20 protein-coding genes and 1 pseudogene are annotated in these 22,551 nt (G+C 53.5%); 6 read left to right on the plus strand and 15 right to left on the minus strand.

The window, feature by feature from the left end:
* Positions 1-7: 7 nt before the first annotated feature.
* The 3 genes from KW808_RS10305 to KW808_RS10315 form a co-directional block, all read right to left on the minus strand.
* Complete coding sequence (locus tag KW808_RS10305; RefSeq protein ID WP_003856367.1) at positions 8-292, minus strand: acylphosphatase; 285 nt, start codon at positions 290-292, stop codon at positions 8-10.
* Positions 293-302: 10 nt separating this feature from the next.
* Positions 303-1,811 carry a lipase family protein gene (locus KW808_RS10310; RefSeq protein WP_034984000.1) on the minus strand — a complete coding sequence of 503 codons (1,509 nt, stop codon included), beginning with the start codon at positions 1,809-1,811 and terminating at the stop codon, positions 303-305.
* Between the two features lie 437 nt (positions 1,812-2,248).
* Positions 2,249-3,109, minus strand: coding sequence for a LysR family transcriptional regulator (locus tag KW808_RS10315; RefSeq protein WP_003861928.1), 861 nt, complete (start codon positions 3,107-3,109; stop codon positions 2,249-2,251).
* A 114-nt stretch (positions 3,110-3,223) separates the two neighbouring features.
* Here KW808_RS10315 and KW808_RS10320 point away from each other — a divergent pair, with 114 nt between their 5' ends.
* The gene (locus KW808_RS10320; RefSeq protein ID WP_003861930.1) at positions 3,224-4,033 is read left to right on the plus strand and encodes a sulfite exporter TauE/SafE family protein; all 810 of its coding nucleotides are present in this window, start codon (positions 3,224-3,226) and stop codon (positions 4,031-4,033) included.
* A 97-nt stretch (positions 4,034-4,130) separates the two neighbouring features.
* Here KW808_RS10320 and KW808_RS10325 read toward each other — a convergent pair whose 3' ends face one another.
* From KW808_RS10325 to KW808_RS10350, 6 genes are all read right to left on the minus strand, one after another.
* A complete protein-coding gene (locus tag KW808_RS10325) occupies positions 4,131-4,580 on the minus strand; it encodes a MepB family protein (RefSeq protein ID WP_003861933.1) in 450 nt (149 codons plus the stop codon).
* Positions 4,581-4,589: 9 nt separating this feature from the next.
* The gene (locus KW808_RS10330; protein WP_003861935.1) at positions 4,590-5,207 is read right to left on the minus strand and encodes a cation efflux transmembrane domain-containing protein; all 618 of its coding nucleotides are present in this window, start codon (positions 5,205-5,207) and stop codon (positions 4,590-4,592) included.
* A 3-nt stretch (positions 5,208-5,210) separates the two neighbouring features.
* Positions 5,211-6,071, minus strand: a complete 861-nt coding sequence (gene mutM, locus KW808_RS10335) for a bifunctional DNA-formamidopyrimidine glycosylase/DNA-(apurinic or apyrimidinic site) lyase (RefSeq protein WP_003861937.1) — start codon at positions 6,069-6,071, stop codon at positions 5,211-5,213.
* On the minus strand, positions 6,064-6,807 hold the full coding sequence (gene rnc, locus KW808_RS10340; protein ID WP_003861938.1) for a ribonuclease III: 744 nt from the start codon (positions 6,805-6,807) through the stop codon (positions 6,064-6,066). Before rnc ends, mutM begins: the two co-directional genes overlap by 8 nt.
* The gene (locus tag KW808_RS10345; protein ID WP_003861940.1) at positions 6,804-7,340 is read right to left on the minus strand and encodes a YceD family protein; all 537 of its coding nucleotides are present in this window, start codon (positions 7,338-7,340) and stop codon (positions 6,804-6,806) included. The genes rnc and KW808_RS10345 overlap by 4 nt, the downstream gene beginning before the upstream one ends.
* A 97-nt stretch (positions 7,341-7,437) precedes the next feature.
* Positions 7,438-8,229 carry an ATP synthase subunit B family protein gene (locus KW808_RS10350; protein WP_003861943.1) on the minus strand — a complete coding sequence of 264 codons (792 nt, stop codon included), beginning with the start codon at positions 8,227-8,229 and terminating at the stop codon, positions 7,438-7,440.
* 214 nt (positions 8,230-8,443) lie between these two features.
* On the opposite strand from KW808_RS10350, the gene KW808_RS10355 reads away from it, so the two are divergent.
* Together KW808_RS10355 and KW808_RS10360 are read left to right on the plus strand one after the other, a co-directional pair.
* Positions 8,444-10,069 carry an ATP-binding cassette domain-containing protein gene (locus KW808_RS10355; RefSeq protein ID WP_003861945.1) on the plus strand — a complete coding sequence of 542 codons (1,626 nt, stop codon included), beginning with the start codon at positions 8,444-8,446 and terminating at the stop codon, positions 10,067-10,069.
* Entirely contained in the window at positions 10,066-11,598 is a 1,533-nt protein-coding gene (locus KW808_RS10360) for an amino acid ABC transporter ATP-binding/permease protein (RefSeq protein WP_003861946.1), read from the plus strand. The genes KW808_RS10355 and KW808_RS10360 overlap by 4 nt, the downstream gene beginning before the upstream one ends.
* Positions 11,599-11,639: 41 nt before the next feature.
* On the opposite strand, the gene gdhA is transcribed toward KW808_RS10360, so the two are convergent.
* On the minus strand, positions 11,640-12,983 hold the full coding sequence (gene gdhA, locus KW808_RS10365; RefSeq protein ID WP_003856385.1) for an NADP-specific glutamate dehydrogenase: 1,344 nt from the start codon (positions 12,981-12,983) through the stop codon (positions 11,640-11,642).
* An 800-nt stretch (positions 12,984-13,783) separates the two neighbouring features.
* On the opposite strand from gdhA, the gene KW808_RS10370 reads away from it, so the two are divergent.
* The gene (locus KW808_RS10370) at positions 13,784-14,908 is read left to right on the plus strand and encodes a glycerate kinase (RefSeq protein WP_003861948.1); all 1,125 of its coding nucleotides are present in this window, start codon (positions 13,784-13,786) and stop codon (positions 14,906-14,908) included.
* Here KW808_RS10370 and KW808_RS10375 read toward each other — a convergent pair.
* Positions 14,905-15,303: a hypothetical protein gene (locus KW808_RS10375; protein ID WP_499652043.1), complete on the minus strand. Its 399-nt coding sequence runs from the start codon at positions 15,301-15,303 to the stop codon at positions 14,905-14,907. The two genes, KW808_RS10370 and KW808_RS10375, sit on opposite strands and share 4 nt — an antisense overlap.
* Before the next feature lie 30 nt (positions 15,304-15,333).
* Between KW808_RS10375 and KW808_RS10380 the strand changes: the two genes are divergently transcribed.
* Positions 15,334-16,662, plus strand: coding sequence for a DUF4921 family protein (locus KW808_RS10380; protein WP_003861953.1), 1,329 nt, complete (start codon positions 15,334-15,336; stop codon positions 16,660-16,662).
* 46 nt (positions 16,663-16,708) lie between these two features.
* On the plus strand, positions 16,709-17,974 hold the full coding sequence (locus KW808_RS10385) for an amidohydrolase (RefSeq protein WP_003861955.1): 1,266 nt from the start codon (positions 16,709-16,711) through the stop codon (positions 17,972-17,974).
* Here the strand turns inward: KW808_RS10385 and KW808_RS10390 are convergent.
* The 4 genes and pseudogenes from KW808_RS10390 to KW808_RS10405 form a co-directional block, all read right to left on the minus strand.
* Entirely contained in the window at positions 17,971-18,309 is a 339-nt protein-coding gene (locus tag KW808_RS10390) for a hypothetical protein (RefSeq protein ID WP_003861957.1), read from the minus strand. The genes KW808_RS10385 and KW808_RS10390 overlap by 4 nt on opposite strands.
* Positions 18,310-18,347: 38 nt before the next feature.
* Entirely contained in the window at positions 18,348-18,770 is a 423-nt protein-coding gene (locus KW808_RS10395) for a hypothetical protein (RefSeq protein WP_003861959.1), read from the minus strand.
* Positions 18,771-18,889: 119 nt separating this feature from the next.
* A pseudogene (gene glgP / locus KW808_RS10400) lies at positions 18,890-21,382 on the minus strand (alpha-glucan family phosphorylase).
* A 106-nt stretch (positions 21,383-21,488) separates the two neighbouring features.
* Positions 21,489-22,391 (minus strand): VOC family protein, encoded by a 903-nt coding sequence (locus tag KW808_RS10405; protein ID WP_003856399.1) that lies wholly within the window; start codon positions 22,389-22,391, stop codon positions 21,489-21,491.
* Positions 22,392-22,551 lie beyond the last annotated feature (160 nt).

Raw genomic sequence — 22,551 nt, forward strand, 5'->3', positions numbered from 1 at the left:
TTAAAGTCTAGCGCTCCACAAAGCCTTCAACGTCACGCGGCTCGCCCCATTGCTCAATAACTGTGTCCACATGACCTGGTCTGCGATACGAGCTGGGGTTTTCCTTCAACCTTCTCAGCAGTTCTTCGCACTGTGTTTGCGGCCCTTCAGCAACCACGCACACCCGGCCGTCACTCAAATTGCTGGCAGACCCTGCAAGTTTCAATTCCCGTGCCTGCGAGGTAGTCCACCACCGAAAACCCACGCCCTGGACATGACCATGAACAAAAGCAGTCAGACGAACTTTCTCCATTGTGTTTCTCCTAATCAGTTTTCTTAGCCCGCAGTTTTAGAAACGGTGTTGGGGCTGGTGGTTCGAGTTCTTCAAACCAACCAGGTTCCATCCCATGATCGCTCAAATACTTCAACGCCCGCTCAATAGTCGAACGCTGCTGCTCGAAAGCTTTCAAAATGGGCGAAGAACTATCCGACACGTTTTTCACACGCGTGTGCTCCCGCACAATCAGACGTTCTGCCTCCGCGAATTCTTCCCACACCTCATGAGTTCTATCTATCTCATGGCGCTGCCACAAAATAGCCAAACTTAGCTTCTGTACAACGAGCGCTTCGATCTCTTCCGTGGTGTTCACCGAGCTCAACACCCCAGCGGTTAAACTGCCGCCACCAACTGTGAGCAGTGTTCCTGCAGTGACCAAACCACCCATCATCCCACCTGGACCAAATGCTGCGAGTGTCGAGGCAACAGTGGCTACTCCAGCAACAGTCGGCACAGCCGCCAAAGCCAAACCACCCGTTGCAGCGGTCAAAGCTGCAGCCCCCACACCAAACGCTCCCCATTTGCGCCAATTGCTCTTCGCGCTTCCCGACACCACCCCAACAGCCGTTTGCAATGCATCAAAAATATCAGCGCCCACGGTGGAACCCAATTGAGTTTCCGCCGTGAAATCCCTCAGTGCTTCCCGCTGAATTTTCTCCGGCACCTCGATCTCAAAAGGCAGCAGCAGGTTCTGTCCAATGATCTCTAAAAGCCGCTCAATTGCCTGCTCTTTGGGCATAAATGGGCTCAAACCTGGAACAGGAGCTGCTGCGTTTGGATCACCGTTATCAAAATCCAGGCGTGCGATTTCCTTCGGAATCGGCCGGCCCTCTTCGGCGTTTCTGGATTTAATCTCCTCAATCAGGCGATCCTGAGTCTCCCGAAGTGCGTACTCATACCTTAAGACTTCATCGCCTTTGAGCCGTTGCAAAATGAGGTAACAATAACGCAGCGCCTGCAGCACAAAAATCTCCGCGTCATTGAGCGGAATCTGCAGATTTTTCTCCGCAAGGACGATTTCTTTGCTGCGCGATCCGAACAGCCCAAACCCAATTGCTTCCGCCACTGCATCATTGGCACAGTATTCCCGCGAAGAATGCCCAGGGCCTGGGACCAGTGAGGTTTTCACACGAAAATCCAATACCCACGGAACAGCCACCGACACTCCGCGTTTTGCTGCAACAGGATCAGATCCACTCCAAAAATTCACCCACCACGACACATTGCTCAACGGCGTGCGCAGCAACTTAAACAAATCATCCACATTGAATTGACCATTTGCCAACGGACTACCGATGGTGACAAATCCCTTCACCGTAAGCTCTGGCGGCAATCGCCTCAAAAGGTCTGCAGCAATTACCGACCCCAAACTGTGCCCCAACAGCACAATCTCTCCCTCGGTTGGAAGCTGCTCCAAAATACGGCGATGCACTTGAGCTCTGATCTGCTGATTGTTGAGGAAATTCCGGGCCTGTACAAAAAGTGGCAACTCCACGCTTCGAGACACCACCGCCTCAGGAAATGCGCCACCCGCTCCCCGATTATGCCGACCAAGCCTGGTTTCCATCGCAGCTGTTCGACGCTCGAACTCTAAAAGCTCCAAGCCACTTAACGTCATATATTTTTGTACGGGTGGCACCGCATAACTGTGCTGAGCTTCCGGATCTTCCCACAAATCATCTGCGTATACCGGATTTAAAACAGTGACATCATCCAGGCTCGGAAACCCAATCCTGGCCAACCCCTGCGAAAGCTGGTCTTTCCACTCTTGTTTGAGATCTCCCCGACCCACCCCATGCAAATAGACAAGAGTTGGTGTTGTCACAATTGCCCCACTTTCCACCGTTTTCCGCCGTTGGAGTTAATGATTAATCAACGCTCGACCGGTCCAATTAGTTCCACTGATGTTGGTTTATGCCTTTAGGGTTCTACTTAGGATTCCTCGTCCCGAAAGCTCAACAGGGCGTCTATAAAAGATTTTTCTACGTCAGCTAATGTGCGTCCTTCCTTCACCAACATCCATGCATCGCGTTGTGCCCAAGGTTCCTCGATGGGAAGTACATTCTTTGTCCGGACCCCTAATCTCCTCGTAGTTCCAAGCGGAAGAATTGCCGATCCCCCTCCAGTACTAGCAACCGCATAAACCGCACTTAACGTGGGCAAACGGACTCGGTAGTTGGGAGTGATTCCATCTCTCCTAAGGTGCGCATCAATATAGGTCTGAAGTGGGATCCCAGCAGATAAACCAATCATTGGACCCTTTAATGCTTCCACTGATGTCTTAGCTGACGTGCTGACAATCATCAAAGGATCCTCCCATAATAAGTGTGCTTCTAAACCTGTTCGAGACTCCAGCACTGACACCACCCCTAAATCAGCAGTGCCTTCTCGAACCCGTCGTGCAACCTCACTGCTTGACTCTTCTTCCAAATCAACGTTGAGCTCTGGGTACTTATTAAGCGTTGCTGCCAGAAACTCTGTCAGTGAATCCACCGCGGAGGTATTACTCACCAATTTGATGTGCGTTTTTTGGTGCTGTTGGAAAGCACTAGTGAGCAGGTCGGCTTGCTCAAGAAGTCTCCGGCTTTGAATTAGGACTACTTCGCCAGCTTCAGTGGGAACCACTCCGCTACGTAGTCTCTGCAATAGGGACACACCATGTTTCTTCTCCAGAGCCGTGATCCTGGAGCTAGCTGCCGACAGTGAAAGCCCCACTGCCTGGGCACCTTCTGTAATCGACCTACAATCCACGGCAGCTACCAAAAGCTTAATGTCTCGCAGATCGATGCTCACCTAATGTTGCCTTTCGTAAATTCGAAGCGAGCTTCTAATTCTAGCAAGCTTGGTAATGGAGGATCCTGCCAAAATTTGTCCTGTTGCTTATTGTGCAGGAATTCGGAGGCGGACATGTCAATCGAGTGGTTACAAATTGTTGAATTAGGAGCGACCTTTGGTGCAGGTTTCCTCGAAGGAAGCATCAATGTAATTGTCGGAGCAGGAACATTAGTGTCGTTTCCTATTCTCGTGTTCCTGGGCCTTCCACCGTTGACTGCCACCATCGCCAACACCATCGGCATCGTTCCTGGAAGTATTTCGGGTGTGGTTGCTTATAGACGTGAACTACGCGCCCATGTAAAAACCATCAGATTTCTGCTGCCAGCATCAATTCTCGGAGGGATCACCGGCGCCTCGCTCTTGCTGCATTTCTCCGCAGATGTTTTTACAGCAGTAATTCCCTGGCTGATTGGATTCGGCACGCTGTTGGTTATCGCAGGTCCATCAGTTAAGAAGCATGTTGGCGCTCATACTTCAGGTGGCATCTCTGCTGGGTTTAGGCAATTGCCTTTCCCGAGCCGAACCACCTTCATCGTCTCAGTATGTGGTGCCCTGTTGCTGGGCATGTATGGAGGGTACTTCAGCGCAGCTCAAGGCATTCTTCTCATCGCATTGCTTGGCATCACATCAACGCTGCAGATGCAGGAACTCAACGCCATCAAAAACCTCACGGTGGCGGCAGTTAATCTCATCGCAGCCAGTGTTTTTATAATCGTCTCCCCTGAGTTGATCTCCTGGCCGACCGTTGCCTTAATCGCGCTTGGCTCAGCTTTAGGTGGATACATCGGCGGACGGTACGCCCGCCGACTTCGCCCAAGTGTTTTTAGAGCATTTGTGGTCATCGTCGGAATCACCACGGTCATCGTTATGACGATCGGTTAATGCAGCAGACTAGTAACCCCTCTAGTTGTGAAGGGAACTACCTCGATGCTGGCGGTTCCAACAAGCGTGATCAACGCAAGAACAACATCTAGAGCAATTACTGCAGCAGCTCAAAAGAGGGCGTCTGAATCGCTTGAGTTTTCTTCGCCTGAGCATTCAAATTGCTACTCCAACTTGGATATACCCGAAATCCCCGTTTACCGGGACGCTTAGTGGAACGAGTAATTCCCTGCTGCTCAAGCTGCTCTCGCGTGAATCGAAATACTCCGAAATTACTCTCATCTTGGACAAAAATCAGAAGGCCTGCGCAGGCCTCAGAGGAATCAAACGGGCAAGTTTCGCCCTGTTTATTGCGCGTCCAAAATGCAACGAAGGCGCCAGGTTTCGTCGGGGTGACTCGAGCGGTTCTGATATGCCAGGTTTCTGAACCTAAGAGAACAGTCCCCGCTTCATAATCGCTGTGTTGTTCTTCGCTGTGCGGTGTACCTGGCTTGCCATAGCGACCTGCAACGAGCCCAATAAACAGCTCAAATCCAGAAAAACTCAAGCTCCTTCCCTAATCGATGGCTTCCCCAGCAAGGGCTTTGGAGGCGAGGCGTTCTTCCTCACTGACTTCCCACACCTCGTGAGCGGCGTGCAGTGCGAGCAGAATGATGAAACAACCTAGGATCAAATCTGGCCATCCAGACGTCGTCCATGCGGTAATTAAGGCCATCATGATGATGGCAATGTTGATCAGGACGTCATTTCGGGCGGATAGGAAGGCAGCTTGGCCAAGCGAGCCACCATGTTGTCGCACTCGAGAAATAATGATGGCACTCGCGCCGTTGATCACGACGGCGCCCAGAGAAGCGAGGATGATCGGAACAACCTCGGGCGCTTGCGGTGCGGAAAACCGTTGAATCGCTGCCCACGCAGCAAAAGCAGCAGGTGCAAGAATCACAATCGCCATAAGTTTGCCCATCACTGCGCGCCTCGCCAACGGCCATCCTAGGGCAATGAAAATGAGCAGGTTGATGGAGGTGTCTTCAAGAAAATCGACACTGTCAGCCAGTAGAGAAACGGAGCCTGCGCTTAATGCAATAAAGAATTCTACAAAGAAATAAGCGAAGTTAAGCAGCGCGACGGTGAGCACAGCTTTGCGCACTTTGGTTGCATCAAAAGCTTTGCTCATCAGCTAGCGCCGCTTCTGGCAGTTTGGGCAGTAGTGGGAGCCGCGGTTCATGAAACTCTCCCGGATGATTAATGTTCCGCAGCGTCCGCACGGCTCCCCGGTTTGCGCATAAGCATTCAATGACAGCGCAAAGTAGCCGGAGTTGCCATTGACGTTGACATAGAGCGCGTCGAAAGAGGTGCCACCTTGAGCAAGTGCTTTGGTCATCACGTCTTTGCCAGCTTGAAGAAGTTCTTCCAAGCGGGCTAGGGACAGTCGATCGGCACGTTGCAATGGGTGAATTTTTGCTTGCCAGAGCATTTCATCGGCATAGATATTTCCGATGCCGGAGACGATCTCTTGGTTAAGCAGGAGGCGTTTGATCTCCGATTTCCGAGATTTCAAATTCCGCGCAATCGCAGAGAAATCAGCAGACTCATCCAATACATCTGTGGCAATGTGAGAGACGCGTTCGGGTACTCCATCAACTAGGTCGCCGAGCCACCAATAACCGAAGGTGCGTTGATCGACAAACCACACTTCATCGCCATTATCTAGCTCGACTTTGGCTCGAAGGTGTGGACTAATTGGTGCATCTGGTTCTTTGATGAGCATTTGTCCACTCATCCCAAGGTGAACCAGTAGCCCTAAATCGGGACGGGTTTCGCCGGAGGGTGCGTCGATAAGCTCAAGCCAGAGGAATTTGCCGCGTCGCTTGGCAGCGCTGACCCTAAGCCCTGCGATGTTGGCCTCGATTTCGGGGCCACCGCCGAGTTGATTGCGGGCTGCGCGCGGGTGAAGCACTGTGGCGGACACGATGGTGTGGCCGACCATATGATCTTCTAAACCGTGGCGCACCACCTCAACTTCAGGCAGTTCAGGCACGGGACTCCCGAAGCTTTCGGAATGCCTGGTGCGCTGCTTCCTGCTCGGCCAGCTTCTTGTTCGGGCCTTCTCCCCGACCCATTTCTTCACCTTCCAGCGTCACGATGGCGGTGAACACTAGATCGTGATCCGGACCGACTGAGGTGGCGGAATATTCAGCCATGGGGCGCTTGCGCTGGGCAAGTTCTTCCTGCAGCGTGGTCTTCCAGTCCTGGTGAATGCCCCTGGCCGATGCGTTATCGATCTTGTAGGCAAACAGGCGCAAAATTACGTCGCGGGCGGTTTCAAAACCGTGCTGGCGGAAAATCGCGCCGAATAACGCCTCTGTGGTGTCCGCAAGAATGGAATCCTTACTGCGACCTTCGGTGAGCAATTCGCCTTTGCCCAGCAATATGTGGTTGCCAAGATCAATTTCGCGAGCGATATCTGCCAGGCCGTAACGGCTGACAATTGAAGCGCGCATCTTGGAGACATCAGATTCAGGGCTGCTGGGGTACTGCTCATAGAGCTTGTTGGCCACGGAGAGACCCAAGACGGCGTCGCCGAGGAACTCCAAGCGCTCATTATTGGGCAGCATGCCGTTTTCGTTGGCGAAAGAGCGGTGAGTCAACGCAAGCACCAACAGATCGCGCTGGATGTCCACACCAAGGTGGTCAAGCAGCGGCTGATGATCTACTGCATCGAATGCTTCATTGAGTGCGTCTACCCCGGTGAGGCGATTCTTTTTCCTGCTCACAGGAACTTCTCCAAACCAGCCCAGCGAGGATCGACCTTTTCCTCGTCTTCTACTTCTTCAGAGACACCATCAGGAGCTGGCGTTTCATCATCCTGGCATGCGCCGTACCCAAGTTCTTCGCAGACAGGGTTAAACGGCAAGGTCAGACCAGCTTCATCAATGACAGACTGAAGCAGATCAATCTGGTCTTGGTTAACCATTGGCAGCTCATCTTCGTCATCTGCTGCATCTTCACCAGTAACAAAGTCTGGATCGGCAGCAAAAACCTCAGAGACGTGCAGCGTCTTGGTTGGGGTGAGTTCGCGGAGGCAGCGGGAGCACTGTCCCAGAAGCTGCGCTTCGATATCTGCTTCGACGGCCAGGCCTCCACCGAGTGGAATGATCTGGGCTTCTACGATAACTTTTCCGCCCTCGGGGATCGCGATCATTTCCGGACCAATGCGGGTCGGGCTTGGACCTGATTGGGTGAGGTGTTCCGGAAGGGCACTTCCACGAAGGAGTGCGGCGACATCAAAAATAAATGGAGATTTCATGACCAGGAAGATCCTACTCGTACCTCATCGTGACTACATACATCAGATGAGGATCGCTAGACGGAAAGGTGAAAAAGCCTAAATGGTTTCTTGGAAACTAGTAGTCTCGATCGTCGCGTTCGTAGCCTCGTTCATAATCACGCTCGTAGTCCCGCTCATATTCACCACGCGCTGCCGGTTGCTCATCGCGCAGCTCGCGGCCAGTAGCTCCAGCTCCTCGGCGTAGTGCGGAACGATCAGCAGTGACAGAACGCAACGTGGTGGACAGCGAGGTTTCAAACTCTGCCAACTTGGTATCCACGTAGTCATCGCATTCATTGCGCAGCTTGTTGGAGTCAGCGTGCGCTGCATCCACAATGCGGTGTGCTTCTTCCGTGGAGCGACGCACCACTTCTGCCTCGCTGACCAGGCGATCCTGCTCGGCCTGGCCTTCAGCAACCGCGCGGCGATACGCATCATTGCCGGAGTTGACCAGGCGCTCAGATTCAGCCTGGGCGCGCTCGGTGACGCTGTTTGCTTCTCGACGAGCGTCACTCACGATGCGATCCGCTGTGTCATTAGCCTTAGCAACGACAGAATGCGCATGCTTGGTGGCGTCTTCCACCATGGCATCTGATTCCTCAGTTGCGCGTGCAAGGAGGTTTCGGGCCTCGTTTTCTGCATCGTCGACCAAGGCAATGGCCTTTTCTTCAGCTTCACGGATCACACCATCACGGTGGTCCAGCACATCTTGTGCATCATCAAGTTCTACAGGAAGCGCATCACGTAAATCATCGAGAAGCGCAAGCACTTCCTGACGGGGAACCACGCAATTTCCGGTCATGGGAACGCCGTATGCGCGTTGAACGGCTTGAACTAAATCATCCAGTGCTTCGAAGACCTTGTACATGGGGTTAATCGTACTGAAATCCTGTGAACCATGCGTATGGCGCGCCTAGGTCTCGGTGCGTATTTTCCGCAAAGCTCCACGTAGACGGTATTCGAAAACTTTTCCGATCAGCCCCGGGGGAAGGCCGTGTCGCATGCTCGGGCTAGCCTTGGATCTCAAGAAGAATTCGACTGGTTTAAAGTCTGGGCTTTAAGTTCAGAAAGGTTGTGGATTGATGCGCTCCCTGCTTCGTGATATCCCTGCGGTGGGTTGGCTAATCACCGCGACGATTGTTGTGCGCACGCTCGTTGTTGCGCTGGTCATCGTTGGGATCGGCTTGCTTATCGACGTCCCCTCGCCCGCTCATTCAGCTATGTTGTGGTGGGTTCTGGCAGGTGCCACGGCAGCAGCTGCGCTGCTGTGCGCGGAAGTGGTCCTCCCCCAACGTATTCGTGCACGAGTTGAACGATCCTGGCGGCGGCAGTTGGCTGCTAAAAATCTGGAGCTGAATTCCAGTTCGTCAGATGATGCCCAGTTAATCACAGTGGCAACTGAAGCCACCTCAAAAGCATCCACTTACACAGTGATGTTTCTGGGGCCTTACTTTGCAGTATTTTTGGCCCCACTGACAGTTATTGCCGTTGTCGGCGCGGCTATTTCCTGGCCGATTGCGGGGATACTGTGCCTCGGGTTGTGCGTGATACCTTTCGTTATTTCTTGGGCACAGCGCATGTTGAAAGGCGCTGGCGCGGGATACGGGCGAGCATCTGGGCAGTTGGCAGGCGTGTTTTTGGAATCGGTGCGCACACTAGGCACCACGATGATGCTGAATGCCACTGAGCAGCGCAGGCAGATCATCACACAGCGCGCAGAGAATATGCGCTCCCAAGTGATGTCGTTGCTGTACCGAAATCAGTTGATGATTCTGGTGACCGACGGCGTGTTTGGAGTTGCCACCACAATGGTTGCTGCGGTGTTTGCCATTGGAGGATTCTTTTCAGGCTCTCTTACTCTCGGCCAAGCTGTAGCACTCGTATTGCTGGCCAGGCTGCTTATTGATCCCATCAACCGCATGGGTCGCACGTTTTACACCGGCATGGCAGGCAAACCCTCGCTGATCGCCATTGAAAAAGCCCTCGCGACAACCTCTACTGATCAGCCAACTCAACAGGGACAGCGCCACGATGGGGATCTGGTGGTCAACAACTTGAAGATCGCCCGCGATCACAAGGACATTGTGCACGGTATCTCTTTCAGCATTCCCCGCGGTTTCCACATCGCGGTGGTAGGTCCCAGTGGCGCTGGTAAATCCTCTGTGGCTCTAGCGTTGTCCGGACTTTTAGAGTTTGATGGTGAGATTTCCCTCGGTGGCCACAACTGTGAGATGTCAGATCTTCGCGCCTCAGTCAGTTTCGTGCCCCAATCCCCCACGCTGTTTAGCGGAAGCATCAAAAGCAATATCGATCTGGCGCGCACGGGTGTTGATTCTGATCACATCCACGCAGCACTTTTAGGCGAAGAACTCCCCGCGGACCTCAAAGTCGGTGAAACCGGCAAAGGTGTCTCCGGCGGCCAAGCAGCACGCATTTCCATTGCCCGAGGTTTAGTAAAGAATGCTGCCGTGATTGTTCTCGACGAGGCGACCGCACAACTCGACTACACCAACGCCCGCCAGGTTCGACATCTTGCCAAATCCCTTGAGTGCACGTTGGTTGAGATCACCCACCGCCCATCAGAAGCCCTCGATGCAGACTTCATCATTGTTTTAGAGGATGGCCAATTGACCATGATGGATACACCCAGCAACGTTTCCCAGCACAATGCGTTTTTCCGCACCGCTGTGATGGAGGAAGAACAATGATTTCCCGACTTCTCCAATTGGCTAAGAAAGTATGGCCGGAACTTGGAGCCTCCACGCTCCTGCGACTGCTCAATCAGCTACTCACCGCAGCACTCATTGTGTTCCCCGCCTGGGTGCTAAGCCGCAAACCAGACATCTCCCTCCTCGCCGTCGCCATCATCATGGCGCTCATCGCGCTGACAGCAGCTGTCTGTCGCTGGGGTGAGCAGGTATGCGGCCACCGCGCTGCCTTTGGGCTGCTTGCCCACATGCGCGTTATGCTTTACGACGCCCTCGTCCACAAAGGTTCCCCCTCGCCGATCCACGGCAGCGGTTCGATCATGTCTGTTGCCACCCGTGACATTAACTCCATCGAAGTATTCTTCGCGCACACCATTGGGCCTACAGTCACCGCAGTGCTGCTCAGTGCGGGAGGCGTGATCACGCTGGCAACGCTCGATCCCGTTGCTGGTCTAATTGGTTTACTCGGTGTCCTCATCGCGTGGTTGATCCCCTTGATTGGAAAACAATCCTCAAGCAGTGAAGCCACATCACGTGGACATATCGCCCAGCACCTCACCGAAGATGCCGCCGGCAGGCTTGAAATCAACTCACATGGAGCGCAAGCCACACGGTTAAATGCGCTCGAGGTGAAAGAGCAACAACTGGAACAAGTTGTGACCCGACAGGGCTTGATCGTCGGTATCCGTCAGGGCGCAGCACTTTTATGGCCGTGGATATCAGCTGGGATGTTGGTTGCTCTGGTTCCTCATGTGGGCATTGTTGCAGCCGCGATTATCCTGGGCATCTCCCCTGCGTTGGATGCAGTTGAGGGATTTGCTCGCACCATGCCTACCGCGTTAAACAGTGCGCAGCGGTATTTCCAGATCATCGATGCCCCTGTTGCTATCGCTGAACCTGACGAGCCGAAGCCTTTGCCCAAAGGCCCGCTTAAGCTGCGAATTTCTAGAGTTCCAGTCAGCGCAAAGGGCACCGTGTCTTTAGAGGTTGCAGCTGGTGAACACATCGGCATCATCGGATCCAGCGGTAGTGGAAAATCCACTTTGGCCAAACTCATCCTCAAGCTGGCGCAACTACGGTCTGGAACCATCACCATCGGTGGTGTTGATATCGCAGAGGTTTCATCGGCGGAGCTTCGCAAATCCGTCACGCTGGTTGAGCAGAAATCTGTGCTGTTTAGAGCAAGCGTGCTGGAGAATTTACGGATGGGCAATCCAGAGCTGTCTGAAGATGAAGCAAGGGAAGCCTTGAGGTTGGCGTCGATAAGCGAACTGCCTTTAGATGCTGACGCCCTGCGCCTATCTGGCGGACAGCAACAACGGCTCTGCCTGGCGCGTGCTTTGGCACGCACCCCTCAGGTACTGATTGTCGATGAAGCCACCAGCCACCAAGATGCGCTCAATCAAGCGGATCTTTCCCAGACTCTGGCCACGCTTAAAGACACCACGGTGATCATCATTGCGCACCGCACAGCTGCATTAACCCATGTGGATCGGATAATTGACCTGGAAGAAATCAAAAATCCCTGATCCTTAACGCGGATCAGGGGTTTGAGTAAAGTGCAGGGGTCTTAGATGACGCCCTGTGCCAGCATCGCGTCAGCTACCTTCTTAAAGCCAGCAATGTTAGCGCCGACAACGTAATCGTTCTCGTGTCCATACTCTGCTGCGGTCTCTGCACAGGTCTTGAAGATGTTCTTCATGATCACCTGGAGGCGCTCGTCGGTGTACTCGAAGCTCCAGGAATCGCGCGAAGCGTTCTGCTGCATCTCCAGAGCGGAGGTTGCAACGCCACCAGCGTTAGCTGCCTTGCCTGGTCCGAAGCGGATGTCGCGCTCACGGAAGACCTCAACAGCCTCAGGGGTGGAAGGCATGTTCGCGCCTTCAGCAACGAAACGGCAGCCGTTGTCTGCAAGAGTCTTAGCGTTCTCGCCGTTGAGCTCGTTCTGAGTTGCACAAGGAAGAGCGATATCGCACTTGAGATCCCAGATGGAACCGTCGGTGTGGTAGGTTGCGCCTTCAACTTCGTCGGCGTACACGGATACGCGTGCGCGGCGAACTTCCTTGATTTCGCGGAGCTTAGCCACGTCAACGCCATTAGGGGTATGAACCCAACCGCTGGAATCGGAGAAACCAATAACGGTTGCGCCGAGTTCCTGAGCCTTTTCAATCGCGTAGGTTGCTACGTTGCCGGAACCGGAAACGATGATCTTCTGGCCGCTGATGCTCTCGCCCTTAGCCTTGATCATTTCACTCACGAAGTAAACGCAGCCGTAGCCAGTTGCCTCGGTGCGGACCAGGGATCCACCCCAGGTCAGGCCCTTACCGGTCAAAACGCCGGACTCGTGCTGGTTAGCCATGCGACGGTAGTGGCCAAACAGGTAACCGATCTCGCGGCCACCAACTCCGATGTCACCTGCAGGAACGTCGCGGTACTCACCGATGTGGCGGTGCAGCTCGGTCATGAAGGACTGGCAGAAACGCATGATTTCCAGATCGGACTTGCCCTTAGGGTCGAAGTCGGATCCACCCTTGCCACCACCGATTGGCAGGCCGGTTAGGGAGTTTTTAAAGATCTGCTCAAAGCCCAGGAACTTCACAATGCCCAGGTTTACAGATGGGTGGAAGCGCAGGCCGCCCTTGTATGGTCCAAGTGCAGAGTTGAACTGCACGCGGAAACCACGGTTGACGTGGACCTGGCCCTGGTCATCAACCCAAGGCACACGGAAGATGAGCTGACGCTCAGGCTCGCACAGGCGCTGGATGAGACCGTAATCAGCGTAATGAGGGTCCTTTTCCAGGACGATCTTCAAAGATTCCAAAACCTCTGCCACTGCCTGGTGAAATTCAGGCTCGCCAGCATTGCGCTTCAGAAGCATGTCGTAATAGTTAGAGACCTGCTCATCAACTGTCATGATTTCCTCGTTCCCATCTCGGCTGCATGCGCGCACGATTTTAAAGTGTGTATCTGGGCCATTTAGTGATGTTAGTGGTTCCCATTGAGGGCACCATGTACATCCTAGGCGTTTGCTGGAGCAAAATACCTGTGAAAAATCTGATCCTGAAACTTTTAAAAATTGCGTTCACATCAACCGGCTTGTCATACCTAACGGTTAATAGTTTTAAACTACGGATGCCCTAAAGAGCAACTTCTTGCTTTGAGACTTAACTCACCGCGGGCATTTAGGCTGGTAAATGCTCACGTTCAATTATGGCAGCGTCGCACAGATATGACCACAAAGAATTAAAATTGTTTGAAAATTTCTTTAGGTTTATCAATTTTTTATCGCCAAAACGCTCGGTAACTGCATGAAGTCTCTTCTTTAATTAAATTCATCCGACGAGCGAATAAGACCAGTTGACTGACTGGTTATATAACCTGGCCACACTTGAGCGCCCTCAAATGGAATTGGTACGACTTTTATAGGCGCTACATCGGAGAAATTTGAGCCGTTTTTCACAATCTCCTGGAGCTCCCGAGGCTAGCTAGAACAACGCACATTCGGGCACTTTCCGACCTTTTCGATAGCCGTATATGCCATGGACCCACTCCTCAATTGGGCGACCGTTAGACTTGAAACACCAAGGCTAGAGATTTTAACTAAAGAGTCTCCTCATGGATTCCCATTTGGAGCCTTATTTACACAGGCCACCTGGCTTGTTTCCCACCGCGATGTGCCACAATAACGCCATAACAGAAAGGCATACTGACACAATGGCCAACTCCCCCACCGACGTTTCAACGAGCGCACCTCGAATTATGATCGCGCCAGATTCCTACAAAGGAACCGCTACCGCATCAGAAGCTGCGCAATACTTAGGCGAAGGCGTGTTGGAAATTTTGCCCAACGCCTCCATTACGTTGGCACCCATGGCCGACGGTGGCGAAGGAACGTCCTCAGTTTTCGGCGGGCAGGTCATAACATTACCCACGACAAATGCCGCGGGACGCCTCACCGAAGCCAGCTACACCTTAGATTCCGAAACAAACACTGCTTACATTGACATCGCCGCAGCCTCCGGTCTGCCCGCCGTTGCAGACGATCCAGTCCCCACCACCGGCGATACCTACGGCACCGGCGTTTTGATCGCAGACGCGGTCACCCGTGGCGCAACTCGCATTGCTTTAGGCCTTGGCGGATCAGCCACAACTGACGCCGGCTCAGGAATTCTCATCGCCCTCGGCGCCGTCCCACGCAACAAAGAGGGCTACGCACTACGAACCGGTGGCGCCGACCTCATCAACCTCGATTACATCGATACCGCCGAACTCAACATCCCCGCAGCCGCCGTCGAATGGATCCTGCTCACCGATGTCGACGCCCCCGCCACCGGCCCACAGGGCGCGGCCACCGTATTCGGGCCCCAAAAAGGTGCCACCGAAAAAGACATTTCGCTTCTCGACGCCGCCCTCCACCACGCCTGCGCCCAACTGGAAGTTGATGGCACAAAGCCAGGTATGGGCGCAGCCGGGGGCATTGCAATCGGACTGACGTGGCTGTCCACCCTCATGCACGGCAACGACCAACAGATCCATATCCTCCCCGGCGCGCCACTGATTGCCCGCTCCAACGGAATCGAGGATGCGCTGCCAGAAACTGACTTATTGATCACCGGTGAAGGCCGACTAGATTCCCAATCGTTCACCGGAAAGGTTGTGGGCACCCTCCACGGTTTAGCTAAAGCCCACGATGTGGATCTCGCTGTTGCGGCCGGCATCGTGGAAGGCGGTATTCCCGATGATTTCCTGGCGGTAGAAATGATTAAATCCTCCGACGTTGCAGCACAATTACGTGATGCAGGCCGAAGGATCGCTCAAGAATACATTGCTAAAAACTAGCGAAGGATCTCCACAGTCCATGAGTAGACTGCAGGAACTTCATAGGCAAGTTCCTGCTCCAGGAGGAAAGCGTCCTTTGGTAACTCTGCTGGCGGGGTGAGCAAACGGGCAAAAATCATGGTCACTTGGTTAACGGAGCCTTTAACTCCATCAACTTCAATGAGGTAACGGTTGACCGAGGATTCTTCCAAGTCTGCATCTTCATGCTCGTCACGGTAAGTCTGGCGAAGCTGCTCTTCCACAGCTTCTGCGGTTTTCGCTGCTGGATCATGGACAACAACGCCATGGTCCATGAGGCCTTTTTCGATCAAAAGGTTGGCGACTACGGTAAAACGTCCCGCTAGTGCGATGGAATCTGTGTCGGGGACTAAAACATCAAACTGAATCTTCGGCATAACACCACAGTAGACAATAGCCTTGGTGTTATGACTAGCCCCCATTCTTTTTCTGTCACCCCCATTCGCACCATGGCTGACGGCACGATCAAACAGATTCACCCTTTCACAGGCACCGAAGTGTGGACGGTCCCTGGGCGTGGAAATCGACCTCTGTCACATCCCGCTTCTACGATCGTCGAACTATCTGCACACGATCACACCTCTTACTGTGCATTTTGTTCCGACAATATGCTCTCCACTCCGCCTGAGAAATCGCGCATCATCATTGATAGCTCCGGCGACTTTGACATCCTTCCCGGAGCATTGCCTGGTGAGCTTTCAGAAACCACTCCGGAATTTCGACGAGTCCCCAATCTGTTTGAGATTGTCTCTTTTGACTACTGGCACCAGAATTTTGGTTTCGATATGGATTCAGAAACCGCCATGCGCATGGCGCAATACTTGGCGATTCCAGAAGGTCGCGAGCATGTTTTAGCCATTGTGCGCACTCGACTTTCTGCCGCTGGTGAAGATCCCGCGCACATGACCGATGGCGAGTTGTTAGAAAAAGCTCCCAGCTACTTTGCTGGTGGTCATGACGTCATCATCGGACGCCGACACTTTGTCGATGACGCAACCACCAGTGATCAATTGGCCTCATCTGGAACACTGACCGTTAAAGAGCATGAGGCGTTCATCCGCCTGACTGTCGATGGCATCAGGGATTTGTATCACCGTAACCGTTACGCACCGTATGTAGTGGCGTTTCAAAACTGGTTGAAACCCGCCGGCGCGTCTTTTGACCATCTCCATAAACAGCTCGTCGCCATTGATGAACGCGGCCGTCTTGTTGCCGATGAGCTGCATCATCTCCGCGGAAACCCCAATATGTACAACGAACTTGCTGTTGATTACGCCGGATACCACAACCTGATCATCGCGGAAAACGATCACGCCGTGGCCTTCGCAGGTTTCGGTCACCGCTACCCCACCATTGAGATTTACTCTAAGTCCGCTATTCCTGAACCCTGGCTTCAAAGCGACGAGGAAATCCAAGCGATGAGCAACCTCATCCATGCATGCCATGCTGCAACCGGCGCAGATGTACCCTGCAATGAGGAATGGGTACACAAACCAATCGATGTTGATATGCCAATGCCCTGGCATGTGATGATCAAATGGCGTGTTTCTACACTGGCAGGTTTTGAAGGTGGCACCAAGGTGTATCTCAATACGCTGTCTCCACACAACGTCCGAGACCGCGTGGTGAAAGAAATGTACCGACTACGCGATGAAGAACTCATCGCATCTGATCTGCGCATCGCCATGGAATGCTCCGTTGAACGCAACAGCCTTAAATACAATCCCCTCCTATAAGCCAAGAGTTTTAGTGTCGCTGCGCAGGTACTCTACTATCTAATCCATGAGCCGCATTTCAGAACTTCTAAACAATCATGGTGTTGATCTGTCGTGGCAAGAGGCCGCATATCAGGATTTCCACGAACATCCTGAGCTGTCCGGCTTCGAATCAGAGACCGCAGATCGCATTCAGAAATACCTCGAGCGTTTTGATTGTGAGGTGATTCCAAATGTTGGCGGTTACGGCATTCTGGCCGTGTTCCGAAATGGGTCGACAAATCCTGGTGCCCCTGTTGCGTTAATGCGCGCAGATTTCGATGGCCTTCCCGTCAAGGAAATCACCGGAGTTCCGTTTGCTTCCACTCGTATGCGTCCGCATGATGGGGCAAATGTCCATGTCATGCACGCATGCGGCCACGATGTCCACGTCACCGCGCTCCTTGGTGCGTGTGCCATTTTAGATGAGCGTCGCGATGCATGGGAAGGCACGTTCATCGCGTTGTTCCAACCTTCGGAGGAAAACTCCCAAGGCGCGAACAAGATGGTCGCCGGCGGCTTAGTTGATCTGATCCCACGCCCTGATGTGTGCTTTGGCCAGCATGTAGTCCCCGGTGCTGCAGGAACCGTGATGAGCATGCCTGGCGGTGCTCTCGCTGCCTGCGATTCCATTGAAATCCGCATTCAGGGTCGCAGCGCCCATGGTTCCATGCCTCATAATTCCATCGATCCCACTTATGTTGCAGCGATGATTGTCGTGCGACTCCAAGGAATCGTGGGCCGCGAGGTTTCTCCAGAGGATTTCGCCGTTATTTCTGTGGGCACCCTCCAGTCGGGCAACACCAACAACACCATTCCAGCAAGTGCTCGTTTGGTGTTGAACTGCCGTTTCTACAACGACAAAGTCAAGCACAAGGTCTACCGAGCCATCGAACGTGTTGTCCGTGGTGAATGCCTTGCTTCCGGTATTGAGGAAGAACCTGTCATTGAGTACTTCGCCCACGGTGATCTCACCGACAACACCCCCGTTGTCTTCGATACTGTGCGCCCTGTGTTCGACGATGTTTTCGGCGAGGATTCTATTGATGCTTACCGGTGGACTGCGTCGGAGGATTTCCCCTCCATTCCTAAGGCATTCAACAGCCCTTACCTGTACTGGACTATTGGTGTTACGCCGCGCGATCAGTGGACAGAAGCCGTAGAAAGAGACCGCGTGGCATCGGATGTGCCAGCCAATCACATGGGAGATTTCCTCCCTGATTATGCGCCGACGATGTCCGCTGCCACCCGCGCAGCCGCAGCCGCGCTGCTGACCTACTTGGGAACTAACTAATCATCTAGTTTTCTGCGACGACGGATTCGAAAAGAGACAACGGCAATGGTCAGCGCCACTCCAATGGCGATGAGGGCGAAATTAACTAGACCATAAAGCCACAGATCAAGGTCATTGAATTTCAGTGGAAGGCCCGATGGCGTCGGCCCGAAAGCCCCTTGATCTGTGGCCCCGCCGAAACCGCCGTCTCCTGCCATCCACGCCAGAAACACGGCTAGTGTCTGGAACGTGAAGAAGATTGATTCGATCGCGAGGAAGAGCACTACAGCGCTCAACCGAGACCGAACAAAATAACCGATGAGCACTGCCAGAATAGGGATGAACAAGATATTCACGAGTTTCTCCTCAGCAACGGCTGGTTTTTAACGTCCTTTTACAGCGTGCTCCACAGACAAACTGCGAACATTCCAAACCATCCAAGCGCGCCGATGATGGCGTGAAGTGCGGGAATGGGTCGTGAAAAACTAAGCACGTCTTTTGCGACAGCCACGTAACTTCCCACTTTGGGCACGCGGTGTCGTGCACGGTAACTGGAAAACATCAGCAGATCTCCAAATACCTGACCTACCGTGATGGTTGCGAACGTCAGCCACGCAATCCACGGTTGCATGAAAACCATAAAAACCACCCACATCACGATGCTGGTACTTTGCAGCACAATGTGAGTGGTGACTTTCTTTTCTGGAAAATCCTGTGATCGGTGTTGACACCACTTGGCTAGCGATGCAATTCCAAGTCCTGCTGTTGCGCCAAGGAAGATGAGCACCACTCCCGCGAAGAACCCAATCGGGAACATAGCACTAATTCTACTTCTGCCCCTTGCCTTCTGTCACCATCTAAGTCAGACAGGTGCTTAAACGCCGAAAGGCCGAGACACACGTAGTGTCCCGGCCTTTTGGTAAAGCTAGTTTCGCCCTAGTTCTCCAAGTAGGTGATCAGGCGGGTTTCCGCTGGGCTGACCAGCATCCTGTTGTTTGGAACAACGCGGGCAGTGATGCCGTAGTTGCCTGGTAGGTCAGTGCTGACCTTTGCCGCGTAGGTGCCATCGCCGCGTGGGGTCAAAACGGTGATTTCTGGATCTTCGATGTCACCGTTGTGTCCGAGCGCACCAAAGAGTGCCTGAGCTTGGAACTCGTCGTCGTTAAGCGAACCGGAATCAACGCGAACGCTGACTTCAAGCTCCTGCGCCGTGATGGCGCTCTCGCTGATCTTCAGGTCTGAGACCTTGACGCCAGCCCACTCTGCTTTGATGTGCTCAAGCCATGCCGCGTAATCCGCTGCTTCTGCAGGCTGCGCAATGAGCTCTGCCTGGTGTTTGGTTGGGCGGTAGTACTGGGTGGTGTAGTCGCGCACCATGCGGGTGGAGGTGACCATTGGCGACAGGGTGGTCCAGGATTCGCGAACCAGGTCCAGCCAGTCCTGTGGGATGCCGTTCTTGTCGCGCTTGTAAAACAGCGGTGCAACTTCGTTTTCCAGCAGGTCGTACAGCGCCTGGGATTCCAGGTGGTCGCGGTATTCCAAGTCCTGGGACTCAACGGTTGGGATGGTCCAGCCGGTGGTCTCCTTAGGCATTTCATCCCACCAACCATCAGAGATGGACAGGGTCAGGCCACCATTCATGACGGCCTTCATACCGGAGGTTCCCGATGCTTCCTGAGGGCGCACTGGGTTGTTCAGCCACACGTCAGCACCAGAGACCAGGTAGCTGGCCAGGTTGATGTCGTAATCAGGCAGGAAGAGGAAACGGTCACGGACACCAGCTTGATCAGCGAAGTGGACGATTTCCTGCATGAGCTTCTTGCCACCCATGTCATGTGGGTGTGCCTTACCAGCAATAACGAACTGAACTGGGCGTTCCTCATTAAGCAAGATGGAACGCAGGCGTTCAGGGTTGCGCAGCATCAAGGTCAAGCGCTTGTAGGTGGATACGCGACGTGCGAAACCAATGGTCAGCACGTTTGGATCCAGAACGCGGGAGGTCCACGCAAGTTCTGCTTCGGTGTGTCCACGGTGAGACCAGGACTTTGCAGTTGCAGCGCGAGCAACCTCCACTAGGTCAGCACGGAACTTGTTGCGCACCTTCCAGATCTTCTCAGACTCGACAGCCTGTGGGTTTGACCAAGAATCAGCAACCGCAAGATCAGCGCCGCCAGTGACGCGATCGATGAGTTCCTTCATCTCTGGCTTGACCCACGTCGGCAGGTGAACACCGTTGGTGACGTGCCCGATGGGCACTTCACGAGGCTCATATCCGGGGTACAGGCCGGCGAACATGTCACGGCTTACTTCACCATGAAGCTTTGCGACGCCATTAGCATGTTGGCTCGCGCGAAGGCCCATATGAGCCATGTTGAAGCGGTGTGGATCGGACTCTTGACCAAGCTCAAGTGCCTTCTCAATTGGAACACCAACGCACAGCTGCTGATCTTCTGGCTGACCGTCACCGAGATAACGACGCACCATCTCCATGTCGAAGCGGTCGATGCCTGCTGGGACTGGGGTGTGGGTGGTGAAGATGTTGGACGCACGAACCTGCTCGAATGCTGCTGGGTACTCCATGCCCTCTGCGATGCGCTCGCGGATACGCTCCAGGGTCAGGAAACCTGCGTGGCCTTCGTTGAGGTGTGCAACAGATGGGCGCTTCAGACCACGAGCTTCGCAGAATGCGTTGACAGCGCGGACGCCACCAACACCGAGAACGAGTTCCTGCTTGATGCGGTGCTCATTGTCGCCACCGTACTGGCGGTCAGTAACGTTGCGGAGCTCTTCTGGGTTTGCCTCGATGTTGGTATCAAGCAGCAGCAATGGGATGCGGCCAACGTTTGCTAACCACAGTGCAATCTTTACTTCCTGCGCACCTGGGTAGGTGACAGAAACAGTGACCTGCTCGCCGTTCTCATCTTTAACTGCCTCAATCGGCAGTTCTGCTGGATCGTGGTACTTGTACTCTTCCTGCTGCCAACCGTCACCGGACAGTGACTGGGTGAAGTAGCCGTGGGTGTAGAGCAAACCAACACCGATCAGTGGCACACCCAAGTCAGATGCAGACTTCATGCGATCGCCCGCAAGCACACCAAGTCCGCCAGAGTAGATTGGCAGGCTTGGGTGAATGCCAAACTCCATGGAGAAGTACGCAACGAGTGGATCTCCGACAGCATCGGTTGCATCTGCGGTGTCCTGGTACCACAGCTTGTCGCTGAGGTATTCGCTGAGGTTTTGCTCCTCGGCGTTGACTCGACCTAGGTACTCATCATCGCCTGCGAGGAACTGCAAACGAGTTGCTGGTGCCTGGAGAAGCATCTGCTTAGGATCTTCGTCGAGCTGTTCCCACAATTCTGGGTCGATGTCGCGGAAAAGCTGCTTTGCTTACTCACGCCATGACCAGCGCAGATTATGCGCCAGCTTCACGAGTGGCTGGAGTTGAGTTGGGAGCTGATTCTTGAACTGTACTGTGCCTACTGGTTTCAAAGCCCTAAACTTAGCCTAAGATTGGGGTTCCTGCTACCAGAATGAGTTATCGGTTCAGAAGTTCATCTGTTGAGACACCCGGAAGTGAAACGGTGATGTGCGTTCCCCATGGATCGCGGGTCACAACAGAGGTGCCGTTGTCAAAGAATTCCTCCCCCTTTAGGCGTGAGACCAGCATGTCCAGATCCTCACGGACTGGAACGATCACTGCTACATCAGCAAGACCCAAGGTTGCTGCGCGTGGACCTGCACCTGCTGAGTTCCAGGTATTCATGGCCACATGGTGGTGATATCCACCTGCGGATGCAAACAGTGCATTGGGGATTGATGTGGTGGCATCAAAACCAATCTTGTCCACATAGAATTGACGGGCTCGCTCGACGTTGCCTACCTGAAGGTGAACGTGTCCGATGCTCGCAGGGAGAATAGCGGTGTTGTTCAAAACGGTTTCGCTGAGATGACTCTGAAGGTACTGGTTTGGATCCAAGTAGATGGTGTCCATGCGGACATCGCCGTTGTCTGCATACTTCCATGCACTTCGAGGGCGGTCAACATAGAGCTCAATGCCGTTTCCCTCAGGATCGGTGAAGTAAAAAGCTTCAGAGACTAGGTGATCTGAAGAACCCACAAAACGTGAGCGTGATTCTTGCGCTGCGCGGTAAACGGTGGCAGCCAAGCTCTCTTGGGTATCGAAGAGGAAAGCGGTGTGATAAAGGCCAGCTTGACGAGGATCTACCGCAGGAAGATCTGGGGTAGAAATCAGGCGAAGCAGTGGGGTGCCATTGCGACCGAGTACACGGTGAACTTCTTTTCCGTGAACTTTTTCTTCCATTGGTTCAACGCTAAGGATTGAAGAGTAGTAACTGGTCATACCCTCTAGGTCGCCGACGCGAAGGCTAACTGCATCCATGAAGGTGTCGCTATTGATGCTCTGCTCAAGAAGTGCCATGGTGTTTCATCCTTTAAGTGTTGGTGGCTGTTTTGCTGTTGAACACCATTGTTCACCAATTTACTTTCCGTGTCAAGTAAATTCTTAAATGAGGCGGATTTCCCCTGCCCTAGCCACGAAAAATGCGCTGACACCACGTACAGTGTCAACGCATTTTTTG

Origin of the sequence: [Brevibacterium] flavum, from assembly GCF_019317305.1 — a bacterium.
Lineage (GTDB): Bacteria > Actinomycetota > Actinomycetes > Mycobacteriales > Mycobacteriaceae > Corynebacterium > Corynebacterium glutamicum.